The following is a 26,789-nucleotide window of genomic DNA, read 5'->3' as shown; positions in this document are numbered from 1 at the left end:
CCTCGTCTATCCCGATAACAGTTGTAACAGAAGCGGCAAGCCCATAGCTACACAGGATTTTGTTTCTTTTTTGTCTGGGCGCGCCATTGATTTTCGACAGAGCGCCATGATTGACATTATCCAGTCGCAGGGCTAGCTTTTCCCGGCGCAGCAATCACTTTCAAGGATCTATACATGAGCAATCAATCCTGTCTCGTCATCGGTGCCGGGGATGCCACGGGCGGCGCTATCGCGAAACGATTTGCAAAAGAGGGGTTCGAGACCTGCGTTGTCCGGCGGGCCCGCAACGTCGACGATCTGCAACAGTTAGCCGCAGAAATCGAGAAGGACGGCGGCTCAGCCCACGCCCTTCCTGCCGATGCCCGCGACGAGGAGCAAATGATCGAGCTGTTCGCAAAAATCGAGAAGGATATCGCACCGATCGGTGTCGCCGTCTTCAATATTGGTGGCAATGTCAATTTCCCGATCACCGAGATGACCAGCCGCGTCTACCGCAAGGTCTGGGAGATGAGTTGTTTTGCCGGATTCCTGATGGGGAGAGAGGCAGCTAAGGTCATGATCCCAAGGGAAAAAGGTACCATTCTTTTCACCGGTGCGACCGCCTCAATTCGCGGCGGGCCCGGTTTCTCGGCCTTTGCCGGGGCCAAGCACGGATTGCGCGCCCTCGCCCGCAGCATGGCCAATGAACTTGGCCCGAAAGGCATTCATGTCGCTCATACGATTATCGATGGGGCGATCGACACGCAGTTTATTGCGGAAAAATTTCCGGAACGCTATGCGCTCCGCGAAAAGGACGGGATTTTGCAGCCTGCGGATATTGCTGAGAATTACTGGCATCTGCATTGCCAGCCCCGGAGTGCCTGGACGTTTGAAATGGATTTGCGCCCATGGATGGAAAAACTGGCCCAAGGTTAGGACGGCCAGCCGAACCAGTCGACCCAACGGCCATGAAAATCGGCCCGGCCCACCAGATGTTGCTCGCCGCCGGGCCAGAGAGTGAGGGTCAAGCCCGCCCCGGGTGAGTTTCCGTCAACCTCCATTCGGGCCCAGGCAAGCGGTGCGGTATCGCTCGCTCGGGCGCCCGCCGCCGCAATAATTTCCTCTCCTCTCGCCCGTGCCGCCTCCGGCAAATACTGCCAGGCAATGGTGCTGTAGATGACGTGGGCCACTCCGGCTTGAGCGGTCGCGGTACGCTGCTCAAGCCAGTCAAGCGCGTCCGCCTTCACCACCCTGATGTCACTTTTCGCGGCGATCTGAAGCGCCGCCCGGGTGCGCGCGATCCGCTCCACCTGATCCGGCCAGAGAAAAGATATCAATCGTTCCCGGTCCGCCTCCAGCCCAGGATCGGCGGGACGTAAATCACATCCGGCGCGCGACTGGATATCAAGGGCGACAGACGCTACTGCTTTCCCGCGCCATTTCGGAGCCAGCCGAACCGGCGAGCCCGCATCACCCCAACTTTGCGCCCCGAGCTGAACATGATACTGGTCAAGAAACAGGTTAAGGCCGGCACTCGCGCCGACTTCTGACAGCACCAGCGGCAGGCCTGTCCGACGGTTCACTTCAAGGAACATCGGCAAGGTCGCGCCTGCGCGCCGGACCTCATTGGTCTGGGGAGGACCTTTAAGACGGTCGAGAATAAAGGCTTCCTCTGAGCCAAGGGTTTCCACCACAGCGGCCCAAAGATCAGCGTCGGAGACATCGTCATTTTTCGGTGGATACAGCGCGGCAAGCTGCGAGTTCCGTTGTTGCAAGACCAGAGCATGCAGGGCTCCCGCCAACCGCAACGGCACAGAATCCCCCTGTGCCGATGCATCCCCCGGCCAGCTTAAAATATGCCTGGATACCGCTCCGTCCGCCCGCAAACGGTTCCCCGCCAATCGGCAAAGGCGAGCTGTAAAAGGTGAACCGAGCACCTCACAGGCATCCGCCTGCCGAACAAAACTTTGCCGTACCGCCTTTTCAGTCAATTCGTATCTCCGGAAGATCAAGTTGTCTTGCGGCCAGGATATACCGACAGCGAAAAGATCACGAGACATAAAACAAGAACGGAGAGTGACACAGCCGGCAATATCTCGAACCCAAAACGAACGAAGACAAAATGGGATATCCATGACCCCACCGAAATACCAAGATAGAGCGCCGCCGCATTGAGTGCCAGAAGCAGGCTCCGGCGTTCCGGCGCGATATTAGCTATTCTCTGCTGTTGCGGTGAGTGGAACATCATACCGAACAGGGACCAGCAGGCAATACCGACAAAGGCAAGCGGCAGCGAGGCCCCAATGACCCAGAGAATAAAAAATGCGGTACCAAGGCCGGACAGGCTTAGCAGGATAACCCGGGTCGATCCGAAACGGTCGCTCAGGCGGCCTGCAATGATATTGCCAAGGACCCCGTTCACCCCGTAGACCAACATGACAACGGCGATCAACTGTTCAGCAAGCCCGAATTTATGGGTCATGAAGGGCGCAATAAGGGCGTAGGTACAGAATATCGACGTCATTTGCAGGAAGGTCGTCAAAATCGTCATGGAAGACCTTTTATCGGTAAAGGCCTCTAGCAGGTTGCCGAAACTAATATGCGCCCCAATCTGCCGGTCCCGGACCAGTATCAGGACAGCCGCCATCGATAAAATTGCGCAGAGAGCAAGCAACAGAAACACCATCCGCCAATCAATGAGGGTACCGAGATAGGCCGACAGCGGCACGCCAAGGACGGAAGCAAATGTTAGTCCGGCGAAAACAATCCCCATGGCCCGTCCCTGTTTATCCGGCGGTGCAAGGCCCGCGCCGATGGCGGAGCACATCGGACTGATCGACGCAGCTCCCAGACCCATAAGTCCGCGCGACAGAAACAGCATTTCATAACTTGTGGAGACGGCCCCAAAAACCAGGCCGATCGCCAGAACCAGAAGCCCCGCGCAGAGGATCTTGATGCGCGCCACCTGACTGAAGACAACCTGCGTCAGCGGGGCGGCAATGGCAAATGTCAGCGCGAAAACAGTCACCAGAAAGGCAATATCCGCCGGCGCCACATCAAGGCCAGCGGAAATCTGCCAGGTCAGGCCAATGACCGAGAGGCTGGACGTTCCAGCGATGAAATAGGCGGAGCTGAGAGAAATAAGCGCCCAGATCGGAAACGGCTTTTTTATTATTGTTTTTTCCATTTCCGGGAGAATAGCAAATGTCTTACCCGTCACCTAGCTAAGAATTGACGGGCAAGACGACAAATCGGCGCCCCTGTTTTGGCGTCTCGCCCGACATTATGGTGCCTTGACCACGGCCATATGAGTGTAGGCAATTTTCATCAGATCGCAGTCCGTATCGGTCGCCGTTCCCTTCCTGATCAGATCGCCGAGGACATGTTCATGCTCTGTCCTCTGGCCGGAGGTGAGGTCGCGCATCATCGACGCCGTGAAGATGGAGCCCTCCTTGGTCAGCAGAGAGAGCGCCTTGGACTGGACAGTGGCATTAATGGGAAAGCCATTAGCCGCCGCGATAGCACAGCATTCGCTGTACATCTTCTGCGACAACTCTGCGCCATAGGGGGTAGCGACGATATCTCCGACTGACCCGAGGCACAGCGTCGTCATCCCGGCGAGCGTCGCCAGAAACACCCATTTTTCCCAAAGGGCGAGCTCGATCGTCTCGCTATAGACAAAATTGAAGGACGACTTCTCACAGAGATCAGCGAATTCTCGCGCCAGCGTTTCATGCTCCGGACTGCGCGGCCCGGCAATCAAGCCCTGGACATCCGTCATTCGTCGCACCGCACCGGTCTCGGTAATCATGGCCGCGATCTGGGCCACACCGCCCATCACCCGCGCCTTGCCGAATTTGTCATCAAGCACTTCAAGATGGTTGAAGCCGTTCAGAAAAGGTAGAAAGGTGCCATTTGCACTTGCCTTTTCAAGCGACGCCAGTGAATCCTCAAGATCAAACGCCTTGGGAGCGAGAATAATCAGGTCATACTCCGGTTTGAGCTGGTCTGCGGTGACAGATTTTGGCGTGATCGTGAAGTTGCCTTCCGGCGTTTCAACCGTGAGTCCGTTTTCCTGAATGAGACGATGACGCTTTTCCCGCAACAGAAAAGTAATGTCCGCCGCGGCCTTGATCAGCCCGGCCCCAAAATAACCGCCAACCCCGCCTGCGCCAACAATCAGTATTTTCATTATTTTATTATCCTTTGGAAACTCTATTCACGGCAATGAAAGAGACATAACAGTTCGAGAAGCGCAAATTATCGGATAAATCTCAATATTATTCAAACGAAGAAGATTATTATCCAGACTATCAGGCAATAGAATAACGACAAAAGAACAGCGGCACTCGCGATGTCCTTGCTCGCCTTGGATAAATCGTGAAAGTCTTCCGAGATACGGTCGATGGCGCATTCGATCGCGGAATTCAACATCTCTGTTATCAGGACCGCGAATAGACCCGACAACAGCAGCGCTATTTCCACAGGCTGTTTGCCCGAAAATAAAGCAACGGGAACCAGCAAAATTGCAAGATAGACTTCCTGCCGAAAAGCTTCTTCGCTTTTGAAGGCAAGGCGGAAGCCGCTCCAGGAATTTCCCAAAGCCGCAATGAGGCGTTTTACGCCCCTATTCCTTGTTCGCTCCATAGGTTATTATGTACCACTTCTGGCCAACGGGGCCAGAATTAATGGAGATCCTTCGTTAATTGGGCTCCTGTTGCCAGCGTCGACGGGAGCTTTTTGTGATTTATGTTCCATAGGGATGCGCGTTCGTAATTCGTGACAACTGACAGCAACGACCCCGATGCCCCCTTAGGCTTGGTTTCTAAAGTACCTTGTTTATCTTCTACGCCATATGACTTTACCGGCTCGACAAATGTCACCCGGTCATCCTGATAAATTCCGAGTTTTTGATAAGTTGCGATGAAAGCTCGCTCCTTAAACGAACTTTGAAGTATATCACCCCCCGCGAACAGACTTTTATAGTCGAATCCCAGGACTGACAGAAGCGTTACCGGAAGATCAATTTGGCTAGCGACTTTGCTTACATCCCGAGGTTTAATGAGGGCGGGCGCGTAAAACATCGCCGGAATATGATACCGACTGGGGGGTAATGAGGATTTCCCTGCCGCGCCAGCTGTATGGTCGGCAACGAAAATGAATACAGTGTCCTCGAACCACGGTTCTTTCTTTGCTTCCTCCAGAAAGCGGCCGATTGCAAAGTCGGCATATCTGACACCAGCAATTCTTCCGCCCCCCTCAACGGGAATATTGGCAGCATTTTCCGGAAAGGTATAAGGTCTGTGGTTTGACGTTGTCATAACCATATACATGAAGGGTTTGCCCTCGTCATAATCCTTGCGGGCTTCCTTTATTGTCTTTTTGAACAAATCTTCATCGGCAACTCCCCAGGTGTTGGAGAAAGTAATCTCATCATCTGCAAGGTCCGTGCGATCCACAATGTCGAAGCCGTTATTCTCATAAAAGTAATTCATGTTATCGAAGTAGCCATAGCCGCCATAAATGAACTTCGTCCGATACCCGCGGTCCTTGAATATATATCCCAGTGAAAAGAGGTTTTCATTATTTGGGCGCTTGAGAATGGACCGCCCGGGGGATGGCGGTATGGAAAGCGTCAATGCTTCCAGGCCACGCACCGTTCTTGTTCCTGTTGCGTACAGATTGCTGAAATTAAGAGAGTTGAGTGCGAGGAAGTCTAAATTTGGCGTAAAATCGCCTTTTGCGCCATAGCGCTTCATAAATTCCGCGCTCATGGATTCCATCGTTACAAAAACGACGTTTTTGAGCTGCTGGGGATTATTTGACCTGACTTCCGCTACCTCTACCGCCGGTAACGGCGTTTTTTCCAGATCTTCATACGTAATGTAGAATTTCTCGTATGAAAGCTCATTGTTTTTAAAGGCCGAAAACAGACTGTAAATCCCGTTTGCAGCTATTTCATTTGCGTAAGTATTATCGGAAATAATTTTATTTCTAAGCGATAAGGCCTGATATCCGATAAAAGTGAGCAGAAGAAAACCTCCGATGAAACCGATTTTCGACGAAAAGCTGACCGAACCGAAACTGCTCGGGATTAACCTTCCGCGCATGACAACATAAACAACGCCAATGACGACAAGTATCCCCAGAGAAATTGGAATTACCGGGTAGGACTCCCAGATATTTCCGAGGACTTCCCTTGCATAGACCAGATAGTCCACCGCAATAAAATTGAACCGGACAGAGAATTCCTGCCAAAACGCATACTCAGACGCGATGTCAAATATAACAAGGCCCGCGAATAAAATGAATGCAACATGGGTCGCGATGCGGTCAAATCTTGTGTTGTACCATCGGGCGGGCAGTAGGAGCAGGTAAAAGACATACGGCAAAATGAACAACGAGTATGTTGCAACATCAAACACCAACCCGAAGGAAAGCGACTTGAGAATGTCGTATGCCCCCAAGGCTTGAAATTTCCAAATTGTGAATATCATGCGAATGATAAATTGCACGATCATGAAAAGCGTAAAGCTCGGGGCTAGCCGCTTAATAAAATACAACAGGGGCATTAGAACTCTCTGCTAAAAAATAATGCGGTGAGAATAACCACTGCCTATTTCGTGAACTGTTCTGAAAATATACAATTTCGTAATGTTTGCGATTCATTGTCGTAAGATGCATTTCAGATGCGACCCCTATGCGCGGGGTCCCAATCAGTTTCGGCGTCTAAAAAACCGATTGTACAATCATGGGTGCCAGGCAAGGGAATACGGGTGAAGCTTCAGGTGTAAAAAGTTCGGGCGTTCAGTTATAACGTCTGCAGCATTGACAACTACCGCATCCCTGAAAAGCATCGCAAGCGGTATGAGTTTAGCGATTGCGGGCCGTTTACTCGGCCACACAACCCCGGTGACCACCCACTTAGGGAGCCCGCTGAAATTATGGCGCAAAAGATGAAGTAATCGGTGCAAGCAGCGGTTATTTTTTCCGGTTATCCTCATCCAGTTTTTGCGAGAGTTGTCTAAGTTCCTCTAATTGCTCGTTTTGTTTTTGTAATATAGCTTCCAGCTGATGCTGTTGAAGTTCATCAAATTTTTCGTGTAAGCTCATGATCTCGAGTTCTGCCTTCAGGTTCACTTCATAATCATGATTTACCTCCACGCGATCCTTGGCGGCTTGCCGGTTCTGCGACATCATAATGATTGGCGCCTGAATTGCGGCCAACATTGATAGGATCAAGTTAAGAAAAATAAAGGGATAGGGATCAAAAGCATCGACGCGCGCTAGGAACCATGCGTTCATTGATACCCACACTAAAAGAACGACGGCAAACAGGATGATAAAAGACCATGATCCGCCAAAGGCTGCCACGCGATCTGCCATACGTTGCCCGAACGTCAGGTTATCGTTAAACCGAGTGTTGATATTTTCCGAGATTGCAATTCGTTTCGCAATTCTACGTAAAACTCTTTGCTCATGAGGTGGCAGGTCGTCATAACCTGTGTTGAGCAGGCGTATTGCCATCTCCTTAATCGTATCGTCCATTACTTCCCCCAAAAGAAATTGGCGTTCAGATTTGCCCGTTCATTCTTCATGCGGATGACGCCCACGAAAACCCATCGCACCAATGATACCCCCGCTCACAATCGCATTTACATCGGTCGCAATCAAAAGCGGATCTACACCGCCCCAAGTTGCCATATAGCGAGGTTGCCAGATCGGGTGGAACTTGTCTTTATAGGCGCGCAACCCCTCGAAGTTGTATAAATGCCCTCCCAGATGGTAGAGGGCAATGCCAAGATGATCCCAGAGGCGCTTGTGTCTCGTTTGTTCCAAGCCCGACAGTGGCGCCATCCCCAGTGAAAACTCACGATATCCCTCATTCTTTAGCTGGAGCATCAAGCTGATAAATAGATAGTCCATTGTTGCCGCGGGAGCTGCCGCGATATGACGCATTAAATCGATGGTGACGTTTCCACCCGCTCTTGATTTCATAATATTGGCAAACGCAATTACTTCATCATCTTTCTTAACTAATGCCAGTGCAAAATGCTGAAGGTAAGTCTGTTCGAAACGGCCAAGGGAAAATGATTTTTCCTGCGCATGTTTTGACGATAACCAATCATCAGACACGACCTTCAAATTATATAGCAAATTTTCTCCATGGGGGGGCGCGGAAATTTCAAAACTGAGCCCTTCACGTGTGGCGCGGTTGCTGGTTTGCCGAAAATATCGGTTTCTTGGCCCTTCCAGGCCAAATTCCGCAAGTGAAACGAGCGCCTCCTCACCAAGTTTGCTCATTGTAAAGCCAATATCGATGTATAACGGAAGAAGTACAGCTCCCGCCTGATAAAACGCTGCCCGGCAATTCTCACGGTCTGCAAGATCGACGAAGTCATCGATCAAGTCAGGAAAGGACGCCGGATTTCCGACCGGATCACCTAGCGAAATAAAACTACGTCCTCGTTTCGCAAACATGATAAAGGCATCTTTTTTCTCTGACAGTAGAGTTTGCTTGTCCCCGGTAAATACGAAATTTGCATCCGGATTGTCTTGTTGATTAATGACAGCTTTAATAATGGAGTAGTCCAACTCATCCGCCTGCCCGCTTGCGCCTTGAGCCGGACGCAGCGCCATTGTCAGCAAGATCAGCAAGCTGCCGATGGCGGCCGCGCCAAAGGTCCGCATGGCGCGAGGAGTGTTGTGGTCAAAGGCGAAATCCCACCAATTCTGATGCTGATAGCTCACATCACCATGCGCGAACAGAAACAATAGGAAGGCAGATAAAAACAAGCCCCCAATCAACACCAGCCACTGGTTCGAAAATGTTTTTGTCGTCAGTCTCGACTTGCGATAAAAACTATGCCGCGCAACCCACATAAGTATCATGATCAAAAGCAAAAATGCCGCAAGGTCGTAATCCAAACGCTGAACCAACAAGGACAGGAGTGCGACCAGAAGCAATGCCAGTGTAAGCCATAGAGCGGCTCGGACTCGTCGTCGCAAGGCGTTCGCTAGAATTACCAGCACTCCTCCTGTTACCCCGACAATGACATTTGATACTTCAAAAAACGACGTTGAGATAATCGGCTGCAATTCTTGGAGTAGTTCTTTCGGCACGGGCAGAATCCCGTTCAGGATAAGGATTGCGCCAGTGATGAATATCAATACAGACAACCCTGTGATCATTACCGGTTGCATGGTGTGGATAAGGTTTCCTGCCGCGCCTTCGAAAAGAAATTTTGCAGTGAATAAACGGCTATGTTGAACGGCTTCCAGCCCAGCCAAAATCATCAGAGATAATATAAAAGGAAATAAGTAGTAAATTACTCGATACGCCAAAAGTCCGGCGGCCACGCCCGGTATTAAATCAGGCGACGTTGATAGACCTGTAATCATGACACCTTCGAAAACACCAATACCGCCGGGAATATGGCTCAAAACACCCGCCACTGATGCCGCGGCAAACAAAGCAACAAAAATTGTAAATGGAATGGCCAACGCATCGGGCAGCAGAATGTAGAGCGTCATTGCAGCGAACAGGATATCGGCAAGCGAGAACAGGATCTGCGCACCCAAATTTAACGGCTCTGGTAGGCCTATTCTATACCGCCCGAGCATAAAAAAGTGTTTTGAAATCGAGCTCCACAGTCCAAGGGTAATTATCAAAAATAGTAAAACTAAACTTCCCCCCCGGATCACTTCTGGTGAAAGAGGGAGTAAAGAACTCAGCGCTGTAGGGTGATAAATTAAAGCGGAAAAACCAACAATTGTGACACCAATACCGAAGGACATCGCGCAAAACGACGAAACCACGGCTACATCAGAGGTATCAAGGCCAAGCCCCCGGTAAAAACGATAGCGAACCGCGCCACCCGAAAAAACAGCCAGTCCAACAGTATTACCCATAGCATAGGCGGTAAAAGATCCTAGAATAAGAACCGGTAACGGTGCGGATCTTCCGATGAATCGAAGGGCCGACCAATCATAGCCCACAAGTGCAAGATAGCCGAAGAAAGTGGTAAGCACTGCAAGAGCGATACTAACTAATGCAATCTGATGAAGTTGCGTGACAACGTCGTGAAAATTGACGGAGGTCAATATCTTGTAAACAGAAAAAGAACCAAATCCAAACAACAAAAACGATATTACTATTGAACCGTGCATTCGCAGAAATACAACAGGGGAATATCCCAATATAGCTTTTCTGAATGTCTTGCCAGGCCCCATTCACAAACTCCAAATCGTATATCGTTTTATTTCGAGAACGAGTTTTAACCTGCCTTACAATCACTTAAAATTCAAGAAGGGCAATTAATACTAGGCATGTCAAAAAATACTAATTGGGGCCATTGTCCCTCGTTTCAAAATACGTGAACACAGCAGGACCGATACCGCCCGATGAATTCCAGTCTCACCGGGCGGCTTTGTTCATCGACTAGAACAGCTTTGATAATTCCATTAAAAACCTAGTCGCGGTCTTCGTCACCCTCATGCTCCTCACCGTCTCCGTCATTGACGGCTCCAATTTTAAGAACGTCACCCGACATCGCATCAATCTTGACTTCATGCTCAGAACCATCGGCGGAAACGACCGTTACTTCATAGGCTGGCAGCCCTTTTTCATTATCAAACGATACTTCTGATGCCGTTCCCTTTTGTGTCGCCGTTGCCACTTTGATTGCGTCAATGATCGTTAGTTTCGCAGACTGTTGAGCCTTTATTTCGGCAACGCCCTTATTATTCAAACCACTGGCAGCAAGGGCTGAGCTACTTATTCCGGCACCAAGCCCGGTGGCAATAATCGCGGCTGTGATGATCATGTGTTTTTTCATGTCTCGCTCCTTATATTGCGGGAACACATTTTGCGCTCCTTCATAATGAATATGGGAACGGGGCATTGCAGAAGTTTTTCACTGATTATACAATTTTGTATGATCAATTGCAGGCGTTTATGAAGCTTCAACTTGGGACATTGAATAAAGATCTGTTGTCATATGGTCTATTTTTGAGGCCCATTACTCGCTGCGATTTCTTTTAAATATACTTCCGAAATTCCGTAACAAGTGAGAGTTGATCCGCTCTATAGGCTGAAATAAAAAGCTGTCTAGTTTTTCCGCCAAGGCTCGGGCGAAAACTGTCGATAGAACCGAGATTATAAACGAAGCGGCCATATCTAACGGAAAATGCACTCCTAAATAAATTCGAGCCCAGGCCGTCAGAAATCCAAGTATAGAGATTACAAATCCGAGAAAGCGCAACTGACGAGTGGCCACCAAACCAAACCCCAAAGCCCATAAAAAAGTTGCATGATTACTCGGGAATGCGGTTGTTGCTGCATGATTTAATAGTATCTGCCCAACGCCAAGTTCAAAAGGGCGCGGCACATACATCACCGTCACGAAGAATAAATTCACGATTAGTGCCAAGCCTAGAGAAGTGCTCGCAATCATCAAAGATCGCCGTTGGCAGGAAGTCCCGAATAGCCAGAATAAGATCGCAAGAAACGTCGCTACCCAGGGAGAAAGAATGGCGAAGCCTCTGGCAACAGTAACACTGAGGACGGCCGGTGTTTCAGACGCATTAATGAGATGAAACAATGTCATGTTCAACGAGAAGTAAGTTTCCATTTTTTCTTTTCAGCTAAGTATTTTCCCTACGAAACAGAGCAGTTCAATTGCGAATATCAATTAGGTTAATGCAATCTATTCCTCGGGATTTATTTTGGGGAAATTTATGGTTATCATCAGGCCCGGCTGGTTGTCATCAAGACGCATTTCTGCATCATGAAGATCAGCGATTGCTTTGACGGTGCTAAGCCCGAGGCCAGAACCGGATGTCGTGCGGCTTTTCTCAAGCCGGTAAAGACGCCGCAACACTTTCTTTTGCTCTGCTTCCGGTATGCCGGGTCCATCGTCCGTAATGCGGACGGCGACAGTCTTTCCAACAACGGTCATGGAATATTCTATCCGCGTATTTACCGGACAGTGTCGTATGGCATTCTCGAACAGGTTCGCAAATAATTGGGTTAACAGCTCCCGATCTCCAAATATTTCGGCCTTCTCTGTTTGGGTTGATATGCACTGTAATTTCATGCCCGCATCACTTGCGACATCTACATAGATATCGGCGGTTTTTTCTAAAATTGCCGCAACATTGACCGAAGAAAAGCGGGATTTTCTTGCACCTGATTCAATTTGGGCAATTCGCAGCAAGGCTGAAAAGGTTTCATTGATCTGGTCACTCTCGCGAGCAGCTGCCTCTAATTCAACGTCAACATTTATTCCCTTTTCGCTTTTGTCGAGGGCCGTCTCAATAATTATTTTCAGGCGATTAAGGGGCGTTTTAAGGTCATGGGCGATATCAGAGCTGACTTGTCTAAGTCCTTCGACTGCCACTGAAAGATGCTCAAGGGCTGCATTCACTTTTGCGGAGATTAAATCAATGTCATCATTTTTTCCGAGCAGAGGGATCCTCGCAGTCAAGTCCCCTCTGGAAACCTGCTCCATTGTCTCGTTGAGCATATTTAATCTTCGTTTTGCTCGAATAGCGACTGATATGGCGCCCGACGCTGCCAGAGCAGTCGCAACGAATAAAGCCCAGCCGAAACTATTTAACAATACTTCACCGAGTTCATCGATTTCGGCGTTGCTGACACCCACCACCAGCCTGTTACCGTTTACAATTCCTTCCAGTACACGGTACTGATAATCTTTGTTATAACCGAGTGCTGCGCCGGATATATCCGACAAGCCAATCTTGCTGCGGATTACGGGCATATTGCCGACAATCGATTTCCCCGTCGGCGTCGCAAGTAGATAAATAGTGTCATGACCCCGATCAACCGAGATGCGTTGTCTGATACCCTCTATGAAGTCTCGCTCATCATTGTTAGAGAGCACTTTGAACATTTGTGCGAGACGTTGATCATAGATTTTTGCAATTTCCCTTTTTGAGGAATCATAAACGATGAAACCAGCGATCAGATAAGTAACCGATGACAAAACAACAAAGGAAAGCGCCAACCTGAAAGGAGTGCTTAAATTTATCCTACCGAGGGGCATGCAGGGAATATCCGATACTGCGGACCGTGTGCAATAAAGTTACATTAAAAGGTTTGTCGATTTTGGCTCGCAGGCGGCTGATATGTGTCTCAACCACGCTGGTCTTTGGATCAAAATGAAAGTCCCATACCTGCTCCAGCAGCATGGTTCGGGTGACAACTCGACCCGCGTTTCTCATTAGCACTTCCAAAAGGCTGAATTCCTTCGGTTGCAGGTCCAGCTCCTCCCCGGCTCTCGTTACCCGCCTGCTAATCCAATCTATTTCCAGGTCATGGACCCGCATATTTGTTATCTGCTTCTGCGCGGGAGGGCGCCGCGCGAGCGCATTTACCCGGGCAAGAAGCTCGGAAAATGAATAGGGCTTTACCAGATAGTCATCACCTCCGGCCTCAAGACCTTCAACACGGTCATCCACGCCACCCACGGATGTCAGGAATATAACAGGCGTCTTCACCCCTGCTGCGCGCGCGGCCTTGACCAGAGATAGCCCGTCCAGCCCCGGCAACATGCGGTCAACGACAATCACATCATAGTTTTCCCGTGTCGCCTGAAAAAGACCATCATGCCCGTTCTCCAGGAGATCACACATATGACCACTTTCCTGAAAGCCCTTGCGGGCGTATTCTGCATTTTTCAGATCATCTTCAACTAATAAAATGCGCATCTTTTATGCGATGCCCCTTGAAATAAATGCGGTTACCGCTCCTATCCTATCATTTGCAGCCAATTCCGCCCAAAAAATTAAGACCGTGCAAGCTGCAATTGATGTTTTGGCGTGCGGCTAGGTTCTTTCTTCTCTTTTCTCCATGCCCTGATGAGTTACAGTCATGTAACTAATTATCACAACAATGGCAGTCAAAAACAGGGCGCTGGTAATGACGGTTCCAAATCCAAGCCCACCGTCCGCCTTTGATTGCGATAGAAGGTCGCCAAAGGATGCCCCCATCGGCCTGGTGAGGATATAGGCCAACCAGAAAGCAAGAATACCATTCATTCCAAGAATATAATAAGCGGCGGTAATGATAAAAATAACGGCCCCATACATCAGTCCGGCGGTAAGGTAGCCGAGTCCCAGACCTTCGGCTGCAAGGTCGCCAGCGGCGGTTCCAAGAGCAAAGGTAAAAAGGATTGCCAGCCAGTAAAAGCCTTCGCGCCTGCCGGTAAAAATGGTGTGAATAGAAAGGGTCTTCTCGAAGGCGTACCAGACGGCAAATGTGGCCGCGAGAGCGATTGAAAAAACGATTGTTGTCGTTTGCAGGCTTACTCCCATATTGTCCACCAGATTGTCAGTTACCAGGGTTCCAACAACGCTAATCAAAACGACGGCCAGCCAGTAAATCGATGGTACATATTTTTTCTGTGAGAATTGCAGTATTAATGCCGCAATCAGGAGGCCGCTCATAATCCAGGAGGTTGCAGAAAGGCCCAGGCCCAGATTTTGACTGAGAAAATCAGCCGCAGTTTCACCAACTGTAACGGCCATAAGCTTAATCAACCAGAAATCGACAGTGACTTTTGGTACGCGGTTATATACTGGAGCAACGGAGACGAGCGAAAAGTCGGACATTCTATTTTCCAAAATTGGCCTATATGGAATTCAAACTGTTAATGGTGGTGCGATTTTCGGGAGCGACTGCTTACTTTCACCTTTGCGCCCGAATTCTGGAACCATTAGTTTGGCTCCATAACCTTAGATAATACGATGAATTCACAGTCGCATTTCGCCGGATATACAAATATGTAAGATTCAGCTGTTCCACACCGTCAAGCGACCGATTTAAAATGTCATGAGAGGGGCGCAGCAATAAGCGGCGCGCAAACAGCTCCATAAATCTCAATATTATTCAAACGAAGAAGATTATTATCCAGACTATCAGGCAATAGAATAACGACAAAAGAACCGCAGCACTCGCGATGTCCTTGCTCGCCAAAATCAAGAAGTTGAGCCGTCTGAAAGGGCACGTTCCGCGTGACGGTGAAACCGTCAGGCGTGAAGAGTTACGTCGTTCAATATCGCAATCGGCCGGCCGGCCGATCAAGGCGCAAAACTCTGGGCAAGCACGGTCCCCACATGTCGCTCCATCAGGCTAGAGAATTAGCAAAAGGCTATCTGTCTGACGTCGTTCGTGGCGGAGATCCCGTAGCAGAATCTAAAGCCATACGGTCGTCGCCATCAATTCGGATACTTGCAGATCAGTACTTAGAGCTTCACGCAATTCCCAAAAGCGCCCTAAGAATATCGCTAATGACCGGTCCATATTGAATAAACTTGTTCTGCCTTGTATTGGAAACCACAAGGTATTTGAGGTTGGATACGGCGACATACAATCACTACATAATTCGCTTAAGTCTACACCTCATCAGGCCAATAGCGCATTATCCCTCATTTCGAAAATGTTTGAACTCTCCATCAAATGAAAATGGCGTCGCAACAATCCCGCCAAAGGGATCGAAAAGTTTCTTGAGTAGAAAAGACATCGTTGGCTTTCAGACGATGATTTAAAGAAACTAACGAGCGCTCTCAACAATCACCCAAATCAAATAGCAGCCAATGCTATACGGCTTCAGCTTTTAACCGGCGCGAGAATTGGAGAAATACTGTCCGCGAAATGGACTGATTTCAATCTTAACGGCGTGTCTAGACAAAACCATACCATCACCCCAAACAAAAGCGGACCGAGTGTCCGTCGTCAGAACATAATAGAGGCACTTTTGTGCCATTTTTACACCACACCGTGACGAGGTCGATTTAGTCTGCCAGACCACGGCGCTTGCAATACTGCAAGGCTGTCGCATAATATCAACAGCCTGATGAGTTAAATCCTCTCTTAACTCAAGCCAACGCTAAGCCCACTTTAAATGATGACACACTCTTTGTTAAGTTCCGTCGAAATGCTAGATTTTTATCTCAAGGAAGTTCTAAAGTGAATAATATCCCTTCCAAATCCTACGGCATCCTTCAACAAAAAAAAACAAAGTCCGTTATTAATGAAATCGCCGAACAGGTTGTAAATGTCGGGTATTCCATATTGGATGCAGGTTACACAGCGGCTGAACTACAGAGCCTATCGGAGGAGTTTGATCAGATACATCGCCGTTATGTAAAGACATACGGCGAGAGCAATTTGAGAAACGCGAATGAGTTCCATACCATCCGGTCCCCCCTCACCCAGGGGAAGCCATTTCTCGACCTCGCGCTAAATGAAAAATTGTTGTCACTGATTAAAAAGCTGATTCCCGGAAAATTTATTCTCAATCAGCAAAATGGCATCACGAATCCGCCACAAGAAGCCTATAATCAAGACGCATGGCATCGAGATCTTCCCTATCAGCATTTTGTGTCGACGAAACCTCTCGCCGTAAATGCCCTTTTCTGCCTCGATGATTTTACGTATGAAAATGGGGCGACTTTTGTTTTGCCTGCCAGTCACAAATCCGAAGCTTTCCCCTCCGAAAGATATATTTTAAATAATGCGATCCAGGTGGAAGCGAGGGCGGGCTCTTTTATAGTCCTTGATTGCATGATGTTTCACGCGGGCGGATATAATAAAACAAAATCCGCTCGCCGTGCCGTCAATCACCTGTTCAATATTCCCTACTTTAAACAACAAATTAACATTCCTAAAAACATGGAAAGCGCTGATCTTTCCGACGAAGCAAAAGATGTATTAGGATTTAACTATATGGAGCCCGCTTCTGTTTCCGAGTATCTCTCTAAGCGGGCCGGAAAGGCATTATGATGAGCATAGACCTATATGAGGATCCGTTTGATCAAACGACAGCAATTCCAGTTCACCTCTTTTCCATAAGTGAGGGAAGATGAAAGTCCTACCGCCGGGAACACTGCTCCAACTTATGTATCTCAAAGAACGGTTGAACCGAATTCCTTCAGGAAAATTTATTGAAATTGGGCCGGGAAGTGGGGAAATCACGCGTCTCCTCCTGGATAGCGGTTGGTCTGGGTATTCATACGATCTTGACGGCAAAACAATTACAGCCCTAAAAGAACGTTTCTCACAGGAAATTACCGAGAACCGACTTGCCCCAACGAATGCTGATTTTGTTTTATCGCCGCCTCCGAGCGAGAAAGTTGACCTGGTGATTTCCTGTATGGTCATGGAGCATCTGGAGGAGGAAACACAAACAGCTTATATGCGTACGGCCGCAGAATGCTTGAAAAATAATGGCATCATGATTGCCTTGGTTCCGTCGTCCCCCGCTCACTGGGGAATTGAGGATGATATTGCGGGGCATTGCCGACGTTACACGAGGGCTAGTGTGACGGCATTGACTGAAAGTAGCGGATATATCTTACGACATGCAGCGGGATTAACTTTTCCCGTTTCGAATTTGCTGCTGCCCATTTCAAATTTCCTGGTAAATAGAAGTGAACGTTCCAAACTAAAGTTGTCTGCCTTGGATCGAACCAAGCTTTCCGGACGGCGCCAGGTGATGTTCAAGACATATTTTCCAGTCTTACTTGGTGTTGTTCTGAATAAATATGCTTTGTTTCCCTTACATATTATCCAGAAATTATTTTCGAATTCCGAACGCAGTCTAGTTCTCTATTTCGAAGCGCAACCTGGTCATTTCACACAAAAAAAATAGCTACTTTTAAAAGAACCGCTTCATAATGATGATTGAAATACCGACTAAATACAAAAAAGATATTTCAAAAGGTTATTCATATTTCAATGACAATACAGTGTATCTCATTGATCGAATTTTCCAGATGCTGGACCTTAAAATACTTTCAATATTATTTTTTTTGCGGCAATAACGCTTGGTATCACCTTTATATGGATTCAGAACTCTCCTCAAACTGTAATATTTACTCCCGAGCAGATAGCTTATCTGACGCTACCGGACACCCGAATACAGTCCAAATTCTATAATTTATTTGTCATCTCAATATTTGGTTTTTTCCTTACGGCTGGACTGTTCGCACCATCCTGGTTCCAGCGCCGCAATAATCCAGAACGGAAAATCTCATCGGTAATACCTGATCGGCTTCGGCCATGGTTGGGCATCATCTTTTGGGTCGCCGTTATACTTACATATGAGCTAAAAATACGTGATTACCTGTTGGCACTCGCGGCCGCTTATTTGATAAAGGAAACCATACAAGGCCGGTTCAAGACAAGAACCATCGCGATTGCCCTTATTTCGGCGGTTATACTAGTTTACATTCTCCCTCTGGGTTTCCAGTACCAATTGAATGAGAGTCGCTTATTCAGTATGGATATACACTGGTCTGCCGTCATCGGGGATGGACTATATCAGGACTCGCTTGTGGGATTGGAGTTCGCGGCATTCTCTAATTATGGTGTGTTACTCAACGAACTCATAACAAGTTCCCGCAATATTCCGCTATTTGAAACATTGGGCGGGACGGTGACGTTCCTGAAATTCATTAGTCTGGTTTTCTCAGGCCTGGTTGTCGTCATTATTTTTCAGCGCATCGGGATGAAGAATAAAAGAATGGTATGGGCAACGGCCCTTCTTATCTTGATTGTTTTTTCCGGAAGAATTTCCGGAGTTGCCGAAACATTTGACACTCCCAATCAGTTGCCTATTCGTATCCTCATGGTTCCGATAACGATTATTCTTGCCTATCTTCTCGCAGGGCTCAGAGGGTACGGCGGCCCGTTGATTTTCGGGCTGATTGCGCCTGTGATAGTTTTTTATAATTTTGAAACCAGTTTTTATTGCATTCTTGCAATGGGGTTTGCGTTCTTTATCGAAAGTGCAAGGAAGGGAGCGCTGAGCGTAATCACGTCGGGAGCTGCTTTTACGCTGAGTTTTCTGCTGTCAGGTGCTGTCCTGATGCTCGTATTATTTGACGGCTCACTCGGTACGATTTTCGCGGAATTAACCCAGATTATGGAACAAAAAATACAAAGTGGGACAAGTGGCTTTGCTGGTCTGGCTGTATATTTTTTTCCACCATTTATGTGGATTATGTTGCATACAATAGTCCTATTCGCAAGATACCTGCTTTCTATAAAGGATCGAAGCCCACTAACACCTATTGAGTTTCAAAGTATTGTCATCATCGGCATAATTATTGGTATCGGTCCCTATGTCATGAACCGCTACTCTATTGCGAATATGCTGATACCTTTCCTGTTATATACCCTTCTGGTCATGCCAAAACTCATGGTGGGGCCGAGAGTGGACCGTGTCCTTTGGTCCTTTATTCTTACCGTGCTGATCATTCCCTTTATTTTCGGGAACCCGATAAAGCGTTTGCAGGCTGAACATTTTATTGAAACCTTCTCTGCCAAGCTCGGAGATCGATTGGCACCTTGCCTGGATGGCATTACCGCCTCCGACGCGCTTTGTGACTATACGGTGCAAAAAGCAGAAGAATTAAAAATTTTAGTGAGCGAAAACCCTGGCCTGAAGTGGCTGAGCGGGCTGTCGCTTAACATGTCGCGCTTAACAGGGTTGCAACCGGCCCTAACGCAAAGGGCTCCCTTTTTCTTTGCCCATCGCGAGGAGACACGAAATATTGTGCTAGCCTCGCTGCGAGATCTTCATGCGCCCTTTATTGCCCTCGATAAGGCCGTCATTGGGAACGTCGCCGGTGTCCCGCCGATTGTCGAGCAATTTCAAAAGAACCTGGTCTTGGACGCAGGATATCAAATGATAAAAGAAACCAAATACTGGATTATAGCGCGTAAACCGAATCCATGATCATATCAGAAGATATCTACCTACTTCATTTCCGAGAGATAAATGAATCAGGTTTAGGGCAATCCGGTAATTGTATTTCGATACCTCAAAGTTGTTGTTCAGGCAAAGGCATCCGTCTTCGATAGTATTTTTAACGCCAGATCAGCAATCATATCGACGCTACTTTCAATACCGCAATACATTGGAAACCTCACAAGTCTGGCAGAACATGAATCCGTATGCCCCATTGATCCTGAGACGCGACAATATCGCGATCCTGCCGGGGACGAATGCAAAGGCACATAGTGACTTAAAGTTTGCACGCCCCCATTTCGCATGCCGTCAATGAACGCCTTGCGCTTCGAGGCATCGTTCACCAGACCAAAATACATATGACCATTGATACCAATATCGTTGCCATATGACGGCAATTGTAGAAATTTTGACCCCCGAAATCGCAGATCATATCGCGCCCAGGCATCCCGGCGCCGTTTCGTTATTTCTTCACCGTTTTCCAGTTGGGCTAATAGAAATGCAGCCGACATATCAGAGGGCAAATAGCTGGACCCGACATCTCGCCAGGTATATTTGTTAGAATCCCCCCTTAGAAAGGCGCTTCTGTCTGTGCCTTTTTCTCGGATGATTTCAGCGCGTGCCGCAAATTCATCGTTATTTATAAAGAGGGCGCCACCTTCGCCACAGACAATATTTTTAGTTTCATGAAAACTCAAGCATCCCAGATCCCCAATGGTTCCAAGAGAGCGACCTTTATAGGTCGAAAAAATAGCTTGTGCCGCGTCCTCTATTACTAACAGGCCGTGCCGCGTCGCTATTTCCATAATTGTATCCATTTCGCAGGCAGCGCCGGCATAATGGACGGGGACGATCGCCTTGGTTTTATCCGTGATCGCCGCTTCAATAAGGGTTTCATCCATATTGAGACTATGGGGCTTCACATCAATGAAAACGGGCACACCGCCTCGCAGGACAAAGGCATTTGCTGTCGAAACGAAGGTGTAGGACGGCATAATGACTTCATCGCCAGGCTGTATATCCGCCAGGATAGCCGCCATTTCCAGGGCGCCTGTGCAGGAATGTGTCAGCAGAACCTGGTTTACGTTAAATCTTGTCTCAAGAAGGGAGTTAACGCGCCGGGTAAAGCTTCCATCGCCGGACAACATGCCACCGGACTGAGACCCCTCGATAGCTTGTTTCATATAAGCCGCTTCTTGGCCGCTCACAAAAACCTTATTTAAAAATAGCATTTCTGGCATTTAATCTGCTTTTTCTTTCCGCTGGAAAAATATATTAACACTAACTTCCAATAATCATGTTTTGTACTGATTGCAATTGCAATGGGTTCAATCAAATATATAGACGACAAACACATTCGGTTTTCAATAGCTTTTCGCAGCGCCGAGACTGAATTTTGTCAATGTTTTTCTTGAACAGTTACCTTTATATAGGCACTGCATCGCGCGGGTAAAATACCAAGTAAAAATCCCGCGCCAAGCCGATTAGCGAGACTAGCGACCCTAGCCAGACCGCTCTGCCGTTTCTTGAACTCTGGGTCGTCATCCAACCGATCAAGCATGCGGGCCATGATCGCCCTATCAAAATTCAGATCATACCCTTTTGTTTCACAATAATGTTGTATCTGAGGCGCTGTAATAAAATTCAATGATTTCCAAAGTCCTTCCGCCCCGAAACCTTCCTCCATCTGCGCTATTTTTTTAGAAAATATTTTATATGTCAGAGATTTAGTCCCGATTATAGGGAGTGAAAAATGGGATTCATATGGAATCCAGTAGTTCGGACATAAAATAACCAATTGGCCATTCGGATTTAACAAGGACACGCATATGTCGATAGCGTCACGCCAGTCTTCCAGATGCTCAAACACATTAATCGAATAAATTAGGTCATATCTTTTTTCGCTTTTGATATCCTCAATGCGCCTACGAATAAAAGTTATATTTGCGTACTGTTTCTCAATCGCATTTAAGGTACTTTCAAATTGCATGAAGCCAGAACCAATAGGTTCAACACCCGTAAATGAAATATCATTAAATTTTTGAGCCAATCGCGCTAGTAGAAACCCGGTGCCACAGCCCACTTCCAAAACCGTGTCTGAGTTTTGCAATCTTTCAAAATAAGGCTTCATCTCGCGCCAGCCGAATTCCGCTTCGGCGCGAAGACGCGCTCCTTGTTGTTCATCCTTGAAAATCTCAACGTGGTCCAAGCCAAAATCCTTTAAGTTATGGTTTTGGGGGAGCGATAGACGAGTTTGTCAAGCAGCATAAAAAGTGGAATTGTTAAACAGACGAATGAAATCAACGCCGCCAAAGCGGGAGAAAAAGCCTGAAATTTTACAAGATAGGATACAAAACCAAGATGGCAAACATAGACAATTCCGTAAATCAGAATATAGACTCCCGCCGATCTGAAAACAGGACTTTTATCCTTCCAGGACCAGTATTTATTCACGAGATATCCAAAAATCATTCCCAATATATATATAACGGTAAGCGCAATCTGATACGGAACAGATAACCAGAGCAATACAAGGAAAAGGCAGTAGAACAGGACGTTAGACAAAATTCCTGTCACAATGAAGCGCCAGCCTTTCCCCCATAATGTTGCAATTCGTGAATTCATCTTTGCAGTTCCGCCAAACCAATACCTGTCTCGCCGTAGCCGTTTCCATTATATAACATGAATATTTTGTCCTGATACTCAAACACATAGGGGTATTCGATCATTTCGCTGTCCCAGCCTGTTTGCGATACATCTATTCCGGGACGCCCAGGAGTTTGTGACCAAATTCCATCTGAAAACCGGCTATGCCCTATTCTGTAAGAAGTGCCAGAGCCCGAACGGTACGAAAACCACATGTTCTGGGTGCCGTCCTGCCCTTTTAAAATAGCCGGCCGCGAGAACGCTTGGGCGGATCCTAATGCAAAAGGAAGGACATCATCGGTCTGTTCCCAGACCTGTCCATCAGAGGAGATCGCACGGCGGAGAACGTGAAGCATTTCATTGTTTCCAGCGTTCCAGGTCTCGGTCGTGCCGTACCACATTTCGAATCCTCCCTGATCGGCAGGTTGTACCCAGGGATAGGAGAGGCTGATCGAATTGAACGCTTGGCACGATATAAATGGCTCGTCCTGATCTAGTGACAATGTCATGTCGTCATTTACGATAAACCGGCCAATCTCGCCATACCAATGAGCATTTTTCGGGACCTGCCAAGCCATAAATGACATGTAAGTCTTCGTTCCGACACGATAGCAATTGCCAATGCTCACGCCGCTTTCACAAAAGCTGCCCGGACGTCCCGTAGAAAAAATGGGCTCTTCATAATCCTCGATCACTCGTCCCGTCTTCATATCGTAGTCAAAGGCACCGACGGACGATCGCTTCTTCGCATCGCGCCCACAATAGTAAATTCGAAAAACGTCCTTGGACAATGGCATTGCCAGCGGATTCGCCGCGTGGCTAAACAATTTAGGATGACGTCCCTTGGGGACGAAAATTCGTCCTTTCTTTATCCAGCTATACTCAGAAGCAGTCATATACCGCGCAGTTTACTGCTTGGAAGCCGAGAACGTTCCGTTTTTCCGGCAATATATACGCCGTTTGGGTCAACATTTCCGAGAATAACGGCGCCAGCGCCTATGACGCTTTTTTCCCCTAGGGTGATCCCGTCGCGTAAGGTCGAATTAACGCCTAAAAAGCATTGTTCCTCTATTGTAACCCCCCCGGAAACGACGACATGGGAGGAAATAAAGCAATGACTTTTAATCGTAGAGTGATGCCCGATGTGGTTGCCGCTCCATAGGGTGACGTTGTCTCCGATAGAGACAAAGGGCTGAATGGTATTGTCCTCTAATATGAAACAATTCTCCCCTATTCTTCCGTCATTTAAAACGGTGGCGTGTGGGCTGACATAACTGACAAGTTCATATCCGAGGGCCTTGGCCGCTTCAAATTTTTCACGCCGTAATGTATTTAGCTTGGTGTAGCTCAAGGCGACAAAAAAAGAATGGCCCTGCGGAGGGAAAATCGAGTGCACTTCCTCAAAAGATACAATCGGTAAATCACAAAAACTATTATCCTTAATAAATTCAGGATCCACACAAAAGCCCGCAATCTCGTAGTTCGTGTCCTTTTCGAAATAGTATTTAGCCAACTCCGCTATTTCGCTATTTCCGAAAATAATCAGTTTTTTGGTCATTTATGCCGCACCAAGATTGTGAATTCGTACAAATCGTAATCATGCAGCAACGCCACATTTCGAGAGAAGTTGGATTTGCAATAGTCAAAAATAAAGCACGGGTCGGTGTAAAAAAGATGATCTGCCTTCCTGTCTTCATCAGAATAGGAAGTCAGGCAATTGAAAGCAAAGCCCTTATTCGAAAACTCAGCCATGGTTCTCAATGTCTCCAGAATATAGTTCAGCCAGTCGCCATGGTCCGCCCCCAAGGAAACATTGAATATCCCACTGGCCACAGCAAAATCTGTCTTCTTGTCGGGCTGATTGCCAACAAGAAACCGCGATTTATTATCGTCCTGCCAGCGTTGACGGCTCGCCTCGATCATGTCTGCTGAGACATCGAGTCCTAAAAATTCATAATCGATGTCCTTGGGAAAACTTCCACGGATATAGTCTAGAAATGCCCCGTACCCACATCCATAATCGGCAATCGAGATGACGTCTGCATGCGATTTAGAGTTCAGCCACAGTTTCCCCAATTGTTCAAAACGTAAAAACTGCCCTTTCGGGTCATTCCAATCAACCCCCTTGGCTGTTGCCCCGAACTTTTTAAGCCGCTCACTATAGTATTCCGCAACATCACCAAGTATTTTAGATTTTTGATCAACCATATATCTGCCGATAAATAACATTTGGGCGCTGTTTCACTTCTGAAAAAATCTTTCCAAGATACAGCCCCAAAACACCAATACCGAAAAGATTCAGCCCGCCGAAAAAGCAAATAGCGACAACGATCGACGGCCACCCCTCGGCGAACGTTCCAAAAATATACTGAAAGACAACCCAGACTGCAAAAATTGCGGAAATGCCCGCGATAGAAAGACCAAAAAGGCATATCAGCTTGAGCGGTGTCGTACTGAAGCAAATGACGTGATGAAGCGCTAACGCCAGTTTTTTCCCAAAACTGTAATTTGATTCACTTGTCGAGAGTTTATTCACTTTAATCGATTTTTGATTAAATCCAGTAATCGCCCATAAGCCCGCGATAAAAAACTCGCGTTCATTGTATAAAAGAAGTGCATCGACATATCGTTTACGCATCAGGCGCGTCGTAACCAGATTCGCGGGAATATCAGCTTCTGACAAATAACTGAATATCTTGAAAAATACCGCGCCACTGACCTTTTCAAACCAGCCGCCTTTACGAGTATCCTGTACCCCGTAAACGACATCTACCGCATCGATACCACTCTCCTGCGTCAAGGTATCGTAGAACATTTTCAACCATTCGGGTTGCTCTTCCAAATCGGCATCAATTAGATAGACGAATTCGCCACAGGCAAAATGCAGTCCCGCCATCATCGCCTTATGATGGCCAAAGTTTCTGGAAAGATCCACTACTTTTACGCGCTTATCTTTTTCATGCAAAGCAACTGCGTGCGATAAACTATCATCCGGGGAGCCGTCATTCACTAAAATGATTTCAAAATCACCGTCGAAAAGAGCGTCCGCTGCGGCGACACACCGCTGGTAGAACTCTCCAATATGCGGGGCGCTCCTATAGAGAGTCGCGACGATAGACAGTTTCATCTACTCACACATTCTTCATATAGTTTGGAGACTTTAACCCGGTATTTGCTATCAAATCCAAAATGCTCACTCCGTGTTCAAAATCACCCCACAGCTGATTATAAACCGGATATCCCGAGTAATCAAACCATTCAACATCAACGCCTGCCGAAGAAAAAAGTGCTGTATCAAGATAGCCCTGTGCGGAGGGACCTGAAATATACGCGTCGGCATCCACCTGCTTGCAAAGATCCAAAAGGCGTTCACTTTTCCCTTCCACCAATGCATAGTCGGCGGAGCTCTCAATGATTGTGTTAATATTCAAAAAATTGCATATTTTACGGATTAATTGAGAATTGAGGTCAGAAAGGAATTCTGGAATCTCTCCTTCATAGGTCGACCTGAAAATGTCAGCCATCATTTCGAAGTTTGGCGCCCGCGCGTAATTTGTTTCAATTGTTCTCCAGTGTTTTGCGGCCCAGGCCGAGCCATCAATTTGAGTGTCTTTAATCGACTGGAAATACTTGCTTTTTGTCAAGACTGGTACGGATAGCCAAACCAACCCCTGGGGTGTTTTGATTTTATTGCGGTTGCGCCAGTCCCGGCGCGTAAACTGCATGTCATCATAAAGTATAAAACGATCCACAGAGGCAATAATATCAAAATACCCTTTCCAGGGAATGTAATTGGACTGTGAAATCGCTACCCGCATTAAATTACGCTTCCCATGGCACTGTCAGAAGAAAAATGATCTTTGACCGTATCTCAGAAATTCCATAAAATCCATGAATGAAAAATTAGAACCCATTTCGCTATTTCAAAACATCACCTGAAATCATCCGCGTTGCTGTGATGATGTATGTCCGCTTTCCCCTTTCGCTTCGTAACGTTGAAGATGTACTTCATAAACGCGGCATAGATATTAGCCATAAAACCGTTCGCAATTGGTGGAACAAATTTGGTCAATTATTCGTGCGCGCGATCCGGCAGAAGCGGCGTTATCCTTCCCGGAATTATTCCAACTGGCGATGGCAACTGACCTGCTCCCCAATTTATCCTCATTCATAAGTTAGCCCTGTTCTTGTTGTGATCCCTATTGGATCGATTTGCAAATTCCAGTGGTGTATGCCAGTTCAGGGTGCGGTCATGTCTCCGGCCTTTAAATGCGGCTTTTATCTGACACCCGCGGGCCCTGATGTTTTTCGCTAGAACTGATCCCTCTCAGACTATCGCGCTTGAGTGGCGCAAGACAGCACCTCGGGTTTTTCGGTTCTGGCGTA

26 protein-coding genes and 1 pseudogene are annotated in these 26,789 nt (G+C 47.5%); 6 read left to right on the top strand and 21 right to left on the bottom strand.

Going from position 1 to position 26,789, the window contains the following annotated elements; translation table 11 throughout:
• The first annotated feature begins 174 nt into the window (after positions 1–174).
• A complete protein-coding gene (locus tag ACESNI_RS05035; RefSeq protein WP_373085398.1) occupies positions 175–915 on the top strand; it encodes an SDR family oxidoreductase in 741 nt (246 codons plus the stop codon).
• Here the strand turns inward: ACESNI_RS05035 and ACESNI_RS05030 are convergent.
• The 13 genes from ACESNI_RS05030 to ACESNI_RS04970 all read right to left on the bottom strand — a co-directional run bounded on the left by ACESNI_RS05030 (position 912) and on the right by ACESNI_RS04970 (position 14,977).
• Positions 912–1,970 carry a DUF2332 domain-containing protein gene (locus ACESNI_RS05030; RefSeq protein WP_373085397.1) on the bottom strand — a complete coding sequence of 353 codons (1,059 nt, stop codon included), beginning with the start codon at positions 1,968–1,970 and terminating at the stop codon, positions 912–914. The two genes, ACESNI_RS05035 and ACESNI_RS05030, sit on opposite strands and share 4 nt — an antisense overlap.
• Positions 1,971–1,987: 17 nt before the next feature.
• Positions 1,988–3,166 (bottom strand): MFS transporter, encoded by a 1,179-nt coding sequence (locus ACESNI_RS05025; RefSeq protein ID WP_373085396.1) that lies wholly within the window; start codon positions 3,164–3,166, stop codon positions 1,988–1,990.
• Between the two features lie 96 nt (positions 3,167–3,262).
• Positions 3,263–4,171, bottom strand: a complete 909-nt coding sequence (locus ACESNI_RS05020) for a 2-dehydropantoate 2-reductase (RefSeq protein ID WP_373085395.1) — start codon at positions 4,169–4,171, stop codon at positions 3,263–3,265.
• Between the two features lie 92 nt (positions 4,172–4,263).
• On the bottom strand, positions 4,264–4,626 hold the full coding sequence (locus ACESNI_RS05015) for a diacylglycerol kinase (RefSeq protein ID WP_373085394.1): 363 nt from the start codon (positions 4,624–4,626) through the stop codon (positions 4,264–4,266).
• A gap of 38 nt (positions 4,627–4,664) precedes the next feature.
• The gene (locus ACESNI_RS05010) at positions 4,665–6,551 is read right to left on the bottom strand and encodes an LTA synthase family protein (RefSeq protein ID WP_373085393.1); all 1,887 of its coding nucleotides are present in this window, start codon (positions 6,549–6,551) and stop codon (positions 4,665–4,667) included.
• 409 nt (positions 6,552–6,960) lie between these two features.
• Positions 6,961–7,527: a DUF1003 domain-containing protein gene (locus tag ACESNI_RS05005; RefSeq protein WP_373085392.1), complete on the bottom strand. Its 567-nt coding sequence runs from the start codon at positions 7,525–7,527 to the stop codon at positions 6,961–6,963.
• 39 nt (positions 7,528–7,566) lie between these two features.
• The gene (gene mprF, locus ACESNI_RS05000; RefSeq protein WP_373085391.1) at positions 7,567–10,212 is read right to left on the bottom strand and encodes a bifunctional lysylphosphatidylglycerol flippase/synthetase MprF; all 2,646 of its coding nucleotides are present in this window, start codon (positions 10,210–10,212) and stop codon (positions 7,567–7,569) included.
• 239 nt (positions 10,213–10,451) lie between these two features.
• Positions 10,452–10,817: a PepSY domain-containing protein gene (locus ACESNI_RS04995; RefSeq protein WP_373085390.1), complete on the bottom strand. Its 366-nt coding sequence runs from the start codon at positions 10,815–10,817 to the stop codon at positions 10,452–10,454.
• A 183-nt stretch (positions 10,818–11,000) separates the two neighbouring features.
• Complete coding sequence (locus tag ACESNI_RS04990; RefSeq protein WP_373085389.1) at positions 11,001–11,612, bottom strand: phosphatase PAP2 family protein; 612 nt, start codon at positions 11,610–11,612, stop codon at positions 11,001–11,003.
• 75 nt (positions 11,613–11,687) lie between these two features.
• Positions 11,688–13,046 carry an ATP-binding protein gene (locus ACESNI_RS04985; protein ID WP_373085388.1) on the bottom strand — a complete coding sequence of 453 codons (1,359 nt, stop codon included), beginning with the start codon at positions 13,044–13,046 and terminating at the stop codon, positions 11,688–11,690.
• On the bottom strand, positions 13,033–13,710 hold the full coding sequence (locus ACESNI_RS04980; RefSeq protein WP_373085387.1) for a response regulator transcription factor: 678 nt from the start codon (positions 13,708–13,710) through the stop codon (positions 13,033–13,035). Before ACESNI_RS04980 ends, ACESNI_RS04985 begins: the two co-directional genes overlap by 14 nt.
• Before the next feature lie 117 nt (positions 13,711–13,827).
• Entirely contained in the window at positions 13,828–14,613 is a 786-nt protein-coding gene (locus ACESNI_RS04975; RefSeq protein WP_373085386.1) for a hypothetical protein, read from the bottom strand.
• A 277-nt stretch (positions 14,614–14,890) separates the two neighbouring features.
• Complete coding sequence (locus ACESNI_RS04970; RefSeq protein WP_373085430.1) at positions 14,891–14,977, bottom strand: diacylglycerol kinase; 87 nt, start codon at positions 14,975–14,977, stop codon at positions 14,891–14,893.
• Between the two features lie 38 nt (positions 14,978–15,015).
• Between ACESNI_RS04970 and ACESNI_RS04965 the strand changes: the two genes are divergently transcribed.
• The 4 genes from ACESNI_RS04965 to ACESNI_RS04950 all read left to right on the top strand — a co-directional run bounded on the left by ACESNI_RS04965 (position 15,016) and on the right by ACESNI_RS04950 (position 19,745).
• Positions 15,016–15,309 carry an Arm DNA-binding domain-containing protein gene (locus tag ACESNI_RS04965; RefSeq protein ID WP_373085385.1) on the top strand — a complete coding sequence of 98 codons (294 nt, stop codon included), beginning with the start codon at positions 15,016–15,018 and terminating at the stop codon, positions 15,307–15,309.
• Between the two features lie 661 nt (positions 15,310–15,970).
• Complete coding sequence (locus ACESNI_RS04960; protein ID WP_373085384.1) at positions 15,971–16,786, top strand: phytanoyl-CoA dioxygenase family protein; 816 nt, start codon at positions 15,971–15,973, stop codon at positions 16,784–16,786.
• A 79-nt stretch (positions 16,787–16,865) separates the two neighbouring features.
• A complete protein-coding gene (locus ACESNI_RS04955) occupies positions 16,866–17,654 on the top strand; it encodes a class I SAM-dependent methyltransferase (protein WP_373085382.1) in 789 nt (262 codons plus the stop codon).
• 630 nt (positions 17,655–18,284) lie between these two features.
• Positions 18,285–19,745: a hypothetical protein gene (locus ACESNI_RS04950; RefSeq protein WP_373085380.1), complete on the top strand. Its 1,461-nt coding sequence runs from the start codon at positions 18,285–18,287 to the stop codon at positions 19,743–19,745.
• 98 nt (positions 19,746–19,843) lie between these two features.
• On the opposite strand, the gene rffA is transcribed toward ACESNI_RS04950, so the two are convergent.
• The 8 genes from rffA to ACESNI_RS04910 all read right to left on the bottom strand — a co-directional run bounded on the left by rffA (position 19,844) and on the right by ACESNI_RS04910 (position 26,221).
• Complete coding sequence (gene rffA, locus ACESNI_RS04945; protein WP_373085429.1) at positions 19,844–20,989, bottom strand: dTDP-4-amino-4,6-dideoxygalactose transaminase; 1,146 nt, start codon at positions 20,987–20,989, stop codon at positions 19,844–19,846.
• 167 nt (positions 20,990–21,156) lie between these two features.
• Entirely contained in the window at positions 21,157–21,966 is an 810-nt protein-coding gene (locus tag ACESNI_RS04940) for a class I SAM-dependent methyltransferase (protein WP_373085379.1), read from the bottom strand.
• Positions 21,967–21,977: 11 nt separating this feature from the next.
• Entirely contained in the window at positions 21,978–22,382 is a 405-nt protein-coding gene (locus tag ACESNI_RS04935) for a GtrA family protein (RefSeq protein ID WP_373085378.1), read from the bottom strand.
• Positions 22,379–23,299, bottom strand: coding sequence for a hypothetical protein (locus ACESNI_RS04930; protein WP_373085377.1), 921 nt, complete (start codon positions 23,297–23,299; stop codon positions 22,379–22,381). The genes ACESNI_RS04935 and ACESNI_RS04930 overlap by 4 nt, the downstream gene beginning before the upstream one ends.
• Complete coding sequence (locus tag ACESNI_RS04925) at positions 23,296–23,961, bottom strand: acetyltransferase (RefSeq protein ID WP_373085376.1); 666 nt, start codon at positions 23,959–23,961, stop codon at positions 23,296–23,298. The genes ACESNI_RS04930 and ACESNI_RS04925 overlap by 4 nt, the downstream gene beginning before the upstream one ends.
• Entirely contained in the window at positions 23,958–24,611 is a 654-nt protein-coding gene (locus ACESNI_RS04920) for a trans-aconitate 2-methyltransferase (protein WP_373085375.1), read from the bottom strand. The genes ACESNI_RS04925 and ACESNI_RS04920 overlap by 4 nt, the downstream gene beginning before the upstream one ends.
• Complete coding sequence (locus ACESNI_RS04915; protein ID WP_373085374.1) at positions 24,604–25,530, bottom strand: glycosyltransferase family 2 protein; 927 nt, start codon at positions 25,528–25,530, stop codon at positions 24,604–24,606. Before ACESNI_RS04915 ends, ACESNI_RS04920 begins: the two co-directional genes overlap by 8 nt.
• A 4-nt stretch (positions 25,531–25,534) precedes the next feature.
• The gene (locus ACESNI_RS04910) at positions 25,535–26,221 is read right to left on the bottom strand and encodes a WbqC family protein (protein WP_373085373.1); all 687 of its coding nucleotides are present in this window, start codon (positions 26,219–26,221) and stop codon (positions 25,535–25,537) included.
• Between the two features lie 140 nt (positions 26,222–26,361).
• Here ACESNI_RS04910 and ACESNI_RS04905 point away from each other — a divergent pair.
• Positions 26,362–26,547: pseudogene (locus ACESNI_RS04905) on the top strand (IS6 family transposase); the annotation flags it as partial.
• Positions 26,548–26,789 lie beyond the last annotated feature (242 nt).

Source organism: Sneathiella sp. (genome assembly GCF_041689005.1).
In the GTDB taxonomy this organism is placed as follows: domain Bacteria; phylum Pseudomonadota; class Alphaproteobacteria; order Sneathiellales; family Sneathiellaceae; genus Sneathiella.
Note: the sequence above shows the minus strand (reverse complement) of the source record. Positions and strands in the feature narration are given on the sequence as shown.